4 protein-coding genes are annotated in these 3,460 nt (G+C 58.4%); 1 reads left to right on the plus strand and 3 read right to left on the minus strand.

Translation table 11 applies throughout. The annotated features are described in order from the left end of the window. Nucleotides 1–20 precede the first annotated feature (20 nt). From NW815_RS07890 to crtE, 3 genes are read right to left on the minus strand one after another with little or no spacing between them, the layout of a single operon-like run. Nucleotides 21–668: a hypothetical protein gene (locus NW815_RS07890; RefSeq protein WP_414390794.1), complete on the minus strand. Its 648-nt coding sequence runs from the start codon at nt 666–668 to the stop codon at nt 21–23. Nucleotides 669–681: 13 nt separating this feature from the next. Next, nucleotides 682–1,164, minus strand: coding sequence for a divergent PAP2 family protein (locus tag NW815_RS07895; protein WP_414328881.1), 483 nt, complete (start codon nt 1,162–1,164; stop codon nt 682–684). Between the two features lie 49 nt (nt 1,165–1,213). After that, nucleotides 1,214–2,107 (minus strand): geranylgeranyl diphosphate synthase CrtE, encoded by an 894-nt coding sequence (crtE, locus tag NW815_RS07900; protein WP_011433454.1) that lies wholly within the window; start codon nt 2,105–2,107, stop codon nt 1,214–1,216. A gap of 243 nt (nt 2,108–2,350) precedes the next feature. Here crtE and hemE point away from each other — a divergent pair, with 243 nt between their 5' ends. Beyond that, nucleotides 2,351–3,451: a uroporphyrinogen decarboxylase gene (gene hemE, locus NW815_RS07905; RefSeq protein ID WP_414390792.1), complete on the plus strand. Its 1,101-nt coding sequence runs from the start codon at nt 2,351–2,353 to the stop codon at nt 3,449–3,451. Nucleotides 3,452–3,460: the final 9 nt, after the last annotated feature.

The raw sequence follows: 3,460 nt of genomic DNA on the forward strand, positions 1-3,460 counted from the left end.
AGCATGAGTGCGGGAGTATGTCACAACAGCAGCGTGCAAAAGCTGGTCAACAGCAAGGTCACCGCCGTCAGGAGCAGGCTAAAGCTCCAAAGCCGCAAAGCGGCAAGCAGCAGGATCCCGATCACCCAAATCAGCAGAGCATTCCAATAGGGTCGGTTGGGGGCTTTGGACACATTAATTTTCTGGAAGAAGGGCAGCAGGATGAACGATACATCCAACAACAGGCGCGGCAGCCGCAAATCGTCCGGCAGCGGCAGATCTCGCACCGCCAAATAAAGCAGCCCCCAGCTCAACAAAAGCGGGATTAGGAGCAGATAGTTGGATTCGGCCAGCAGGGGTCGATCCACCACCAGCGGAAACAGAGGGCTGATCCCCCAGAGCAGATAGAGGTAAAAGTTGAAGTTCAGCAGCGGCTGTAGCAGAGGGGGCACCTTGAAGCGTTGACCTTGGGATCCGATCCCGTTTACCTGAGCTGCAATTTTCTGGCCCAGGGATCCACCTTTTTGAGGGGCTTGCGCTGCCGGAGCCGCCCGCCAACCGCAGTGGTCGCAGTAGGGAGATTTGAACCGGTAGGCTGGGATCGGCTTGCCACAGGAAGGGCAACGTTGGATCGGACGAGGTTGAGAACTGGAAGCCATGACCACCCCGCGGTACTTCTGCCTTAGCATGCCCCAATGGCTCTTAGTTTACTCCCAGGGCAAACGACAATGTAATACAGGCTGCTCCCAAAGCTGCGCCGGCCATGACCTGCACGGGAGTGTGGCCCAGCAATTCTTTCAGGTAGGGTTCTGGAAAACGGTCGGCGCCCTTTTCTTCAAACCATTCTTCCAGGAGGCGATTCAGCACCCGCGCCTGTTTTCCAGCGGCTTGGCGGATCCCCGCGGCATCGTACATCACCACCAATGCGAAAACCACCGTCGCGGCAAACAGCAGGCTGTCCCAGCCTTCCTGCATCCCCACCCCAATGGACAAAGCCGTCACCAACGCTGCGTGGGAGCTGGGCATTCCCCCGGTTTCCACCAAGACTCGCAGGTTAACCTTGCCTGACCGCACATAGGAAAGGATCAGCTTGATGGCTTGGGCCAACACACTGGCCAGCAAAGCAACCCAGAGGACATGATTGGCCATCAACTGTTGCAGCATACGGCTCTCCAGCACAGACATGCGAGCAGGGTCTCCAGGGATCCCATCTAACTTGTCCTCTTGTCCTGCCCTAATGCTGACGGCGAGTGATGAAGTCCGCCAGAGCCAGCAGCGGCTCTGCCCGCGGTCCGTAGGGGCGCAACGTTTCCTTGGCCGATTGAATCAGCTCCTCGGCTTTTTGCCGGGAGGCCTCTAGGCCCAACAAGCTGGGATAGGTGGCTTTGGCAGCAGCTTGATCCTTGCCTGCCGTTTTGCCCAGTTGCTCGCTGGTGGCGGTGATATCCAAAATGTCGTCCACAATCTGAAAAGCCAGGCCAATATCGCGGGCGTAGCGGCTCAGGTGGGCCAGCAGCTCCTCATCTCCCCCCGCCAGGATCCCTCCCGAAACCACCGAGACTTCCAATAGAGCGCCGGTTTTGTGGCTGTGAATGTACTCCAAAGTTTCCAGGGAAATGGCTTTGCCCTCCGACTCCAGATCCACCACCTGTCCCCCCACCAAACCGGTTGCCGCCACAGCATGGCCAATGCGGGCGATCACCTGTAACACCAACTGCGGCGGTACCCCCTGAGTTTGGCTAGCAATGTGCTCAAAGGCAAAAGCCAGCAGAGCATCTCCCGCCAAAATGGCAATGTCTTCGCCGAACACCTTGTGGTTGGTGGGTTTGCCGCGGCGAAAGTCGTCATTGTCCATGGCCGGCAAGTCGTCATGGATGAGCGACATGGTGTGGATCATTTCCAGGGCACAGGCGGTAGGCAGAGCCTGCTCCACAGTGCCGCCGGCCAACTCGCAAGCAGCCAGACAGAGGATGGGCCTGAGGCGCTTCCCCCCTGCCAATAGGCTGTAGCGCATCGCCTCGTAAATGCGCTCCGGATAGGCGGGAACCAAAGCTGCAGAGAGAGCTTCTTCCACCTGTTGCTGACGCTGGCTCAGGTAGGCTTTCAGGTTAAAGGTTTGGGCAACCAAGCGGGGTTTCCTCTCAACTCGGCAATGGGGGGATCCTTGTCGAGCCGTTCTTCAACAGACTTGTCAGGTGTCATTATCTCATGTCCACTTTAATTGGGGATCCCAGCCCAGAGGCCAAAAGGGTAAGAAGTAACAGCAAGTTGCAGCCGATGAAGAAACTGCAGGGATCCTGAGCCGCCAACTTGCGGTTGCTGTCGCCACAATGTCAGGATTCATAAGGATCTTTAGCCGGATTGCCCTCCTATGTCCCACTCGCCTGTTCAGCTCAGCGCCACCTCCTCCACCGCCAGCGGTGCGGAGCACTTGGGTGACCGTTTGCTGCGGGCGGCCCGAGGGGAAGTGCTGGATCGCCCTCCAGTTTGGATGATGCGCCAGGCGGGTCGCTACATGGCGGCCTACCGCGAGCTGCAAAGCAAGTACACCTTTAAGCAGCGCTGCGAGATCCCGGAGCTGGCCGTCGAGATCTCGTTGCAACCGTTTCGGGCCTTTGCCCCTGATGGGGTGATCCTGTTCAGCGATATCCTCACCCCCCTTGAGGGCATGGGGATCCCTTTTGAGCTGGTGGAGCATCAGGGGCCAATCATCGACCCGCCGATTCGTTCCCAAGCCCAAATTGAGCGCATCCGCCTCCTGGAACCGGAAGAAAGTCTGCCTTTCATCAAGACCATTCTCAGCACCCTGCGCCGCGAGGTGGAAGGAAAAGCGACGCTGCTGGGATTTGTCGGCTCCCCCTGGACTCTGGCCTGCTATGCCGTGGAAGGGCGCAGCTCCAAAGATTATGCCCACATCAAGAGCTTGGCCTTCGCGCAGCCGCCATTGCTGCATCAGTTGCTGAGTAAGCTGGCCGACAGCATTGCCCGCTACGTGATCTACCAGATCGAGTGCGGCGCCCAGGTGGTGCAGTTGTTCGATACTTGGGCCGGCCAGCTCAGCCCAGTCGATTACGAGTGTTGGGCCTTGCCCTACCAAAAGCAAATTGTGGATCAGGTGAAAGCTCGCTATCCGCAGGTGCCACTGATCCTCTACATCAACGGCAGCGCCGCTTTGCTGGAGCGGGTGGGCAAAGCCGGCATCGACGTGTTCAGCCTCGATTGGATGAGCGACATGGCAGAGGCCAGGGCCCGCCTGGGATCCCTAGCGGTGCAGGGCAATCTGGATCCAATGGTGTTGCTGGGATCCCCGGAGTTCATCCGGCAGCGCACCCTAGAGGTGATTCGAAAAGCCGGATCCCGTGGACACATCATGAACTTGGGCCATGGCATCCACCCAAGCACTCCAGAGGCCAATGTCCATCACTTTTTCGAGACGGTGCGCCAGTCGGCAGAGCTGATACATTTACGCTGAACACTGCTG

Origin of the sequence: Synechococcus sp. R6-7, from assembly GCF_047461695.1 — a bacterium.
Lineage (GTDB): Bacteria > Cyanobacteriota > Cyanobacteriia > Thermostichales > Thermostichaceae > Thermostichus.

What these genes read in the sequence shown, in the direction of transcription:
- NW815_RS07890 (WP_414390794.1), bottom strand. Translation starts at nt 668, where the DNA reads ATGCTAAGGCAGAAGTACCGCGGGGTGGTCATGGCTTCCAGTTCTCAA.
- NW815_RS07895 (WP_414328881.1), bottom strand. Translation starts at nt 1,164, where the DNA reads ATGTCTGTGCTGGAGAGCCGTATGCTGCAACAGTTGATGGCCAATCAT.
- hemE (WP_414390792.1), top strand. Translation starts at nt 2,351, where the DNA reads ATGTCCCACTCGCCTGTTCAGCTCAGCGCCACCTCCTCCACCGCCAGC.